This is a genomic window from Endozoicomonas sp. YOMI1 (genome assembly GCF_024606345.1).
GTDB lineage: Bacteria > Pseudomonadota > Gammaproteobacteria > Pseudomonadales > Endozoicomonadaceae > Endozoicomonas.
Window position 1 is genome coordinate 1 of sequence record NZ_JAHHPM010000449.1, and the last position, 2,385, is coordinate 2,385.

Below are 2,385 nucleotides of genomic sequence, written 5' to 3' on the forward strand. Positions count from 1 at the left end.
GAGCCTTGGATCATAACAACGAATGTTGCGCTCGTTGCGGTTTTAATCAAGAGTCCAGTGGTTTCTCATCAACAGGAGTGTTTTTATTGATCTGTGATCCCAGTGCATACCCGGGTGGAGTGGGGTCGGTGGTAAATCGTGTCCCGGATGGCTCCCGGAGGATGATCGATTAGGTTAACTGCTTAAGTGGTATGAATTGTCAGGTTTGCTTGCTGATTCGTCACTCAAGTTTTGGTGATGACGGGTTAAGATGTTCAAAATGCCCAACAATTGTTGGGTTGTGACAGCTATTCAGGGAAGAAAATATGAGTGTTGCTATCAGTGGTGGTTGTGTGCAGCTTTCCGGTCGTGATGCTGCATCCTGTTTCTACAATACCGGGAAAGGATTGGGCAGGCTCAAAGGGGTTGCCTATTGGTTGTTTCGCCGGAAAGTAACCGTCCCGGAATCCGATGTGGTAAAGCAAATCTGGTATTCGCGTGATGCCAGATTTATCAAGTCTTACTTGAACTGCAGGCGTACAGCATTAGTTGGCTCAAACCACTTCGGTACCTTGCCAAAGCAACAGTACAGAAATAGCTGTGCTGCACGATGCCTCCAGCAGATAGCTTATGAACTTGGAATAAAAAAAATACCCGGGAATAAACACCATGGATTTAATGGTCAGTCCATTCGGCATAGAAGTGCTGAAGCGGCGATTTATGGCATTACCGGCAGTCTTCTCAGTGGTAGTGGAGGGTTGAAGCCTAACCTTCTGGGGAATCTGAATAATGGTGGTGATTCCGGTCCGGTCGGTATCAAGAATGCTGCCAGGCTTCTTGGGCTTGATAGTCGCTTTTATTGCTCTTCGGGGCTTACCGATTGGTATTTTGGGCAGAGAAATCCTGCTGGCTGGAAAGAAATTAAAAAATATTGTCCAGTGCATCGCACTTCACCGCCAACGTTGTGCAGTAATGAACGGCTGCTTATACATGTTTGCAATTACTCAATGCTCGGACTTGATGATAATGACTTCAAAGTCAGGCGGGATCACTATATCATGCAGCGGCCTGATGGAAGTTGTTATAATCCGGACACAGGAATCAACTTCTCTTCAGTGAAAGCTTACTCTAAAAAAACGGGAATGAGGCCAAGCGGTGTTTATACGCTAGTCAGTGATATAAATTCCTATGCAAAACTGCCTTCGCCTAAAGCAGGGCAGGTAATTCCGTAGACTTTAAGCACATCTGCCGAGGTGATTTGACGTCCTTGTAATGGTTTTTTTACCAAAAGGCATCCTCAATACCTTTGCTATCCAGGGTGGGAGGTGTACCTCCATGAAACTGATGGTTTGAGACTCTTTGCTCAAAAAGTTGTTGATGAGTGACAAGGTCGTCATTTTGACAAGCGCATCCGGATAAGTATCATTATCGATATTCCCCCTGTGCGGCAGTGAACTTGTCTTTTCTTAGCTCTAACGTCCTAGTACTTTTCTAAGCTGCCTGTGCGGCAGTGAACCTGGAAAATGACCCAGGGCGTTTTATGTCACTTTTCTAAGCTGCCTGTGCGGCATGAACTTCTTCCCCCAATAAACAGTACCTCCGCTAGTTTTCTAAGCTGCCTGTGCGGCAGTGAACCGAATGTTGGCAGTAATCAGACAGCGACAATTTTTCTAAGCTGCCTGTGCGGCAGTGAACTCATCCAGTCAAGATGAAACCAGCCGGTTTGAGTTTCTAAGCTGCCTGTGCGGCAGTGAACGAAATCATTAGCAATTCTCAACAAATCCTACATTTCTAAGCTGCCTGTGCGGCAGTGAACATGAGTCGGATGATATGTTGAGCGGCTCTAAGCTTTCTAAGCTGCCTGTGCGGCAGTGAACGTTTCAGGGAGAGGTCAGTAATCCAGAGTATTTTTCTAAGCTGCCTGTGCGGCAGTGAACTTGCCGGGATAGATAACCTGCTGTTGTATATCTTTCTAAGCTGCCTGTGCGGCAGTGAACTTGCATGATTAGAAAGGGCAAGGATTCCTGAGACCAAGTTCTACAGGAACGCCTGCTTTTCCTTTACTGATCCATTCCGTATGGCGTTCAAATAACGAAAAAACTTTCTCACTGTGCACAATGGTTTCATGGTTCAGTACACGACGGATAATCAGTTGACACTGGTAGTCAGCATCTTTTATCCAGCGCTCCAGCTCTTTCAGTCGTAAGTCTCCAGGTATCCTTGCCTTCAAGAGATTCAAGGTTATTTCAGCCTTGCGGATAAGCTTCTGGCTGTAGGCTACATACTCAGCATGGACGGTTTCGATATCATGCTGACGTGCTTCACGAAGCGACTCATTGGACGACGTTGACCGTTTCAGGTTACGGGCTTTGTGAAAACGCTTTTTGTGCTGATCCTGCAAGTAGT

1 protein-coding gene, 1 pseudogene and 1 CRISPR repeat array are annotated in these 2,385 nt (G+C 46.3%); of the genes and pseudogenes, one reads left to right on the forward strand and one right to left on the reverse strand.

Annotated features, from left to right (window positions below; genetic code table 11):
• Positions 1-305 precede the first annotated feature (305 nt).
• Positions 306-1,211 (forward strand): hypothetical protein, encoded by a 906-nt coding sequence (locus KDK15_RS15975; protein ID WP_257296384.1) that lies wholly within the window; start codon positions 306-308, stop codon positions 1,209-1,211.
• 196 nt (positions 1,212-1,407) lie between these two features.
• Positions 1,408-1,976: a CRISPR direct-repeat array (repeat unit 28 nt; unit sequence TTTCTAAGCTGCCTGTGCGGCAGTGAAC).
• Between the two features lie 8 nt (positions 1,977-1,984).
• Here KDK15_RS15975 and KDK15_RS21570 read toward each other — a convergent pair.
• Positions 1,985-2,385, reverse strand: a pseudogene (locus KDK15_RS21570) (ISNCY family transposase); the annotation flags it as partial.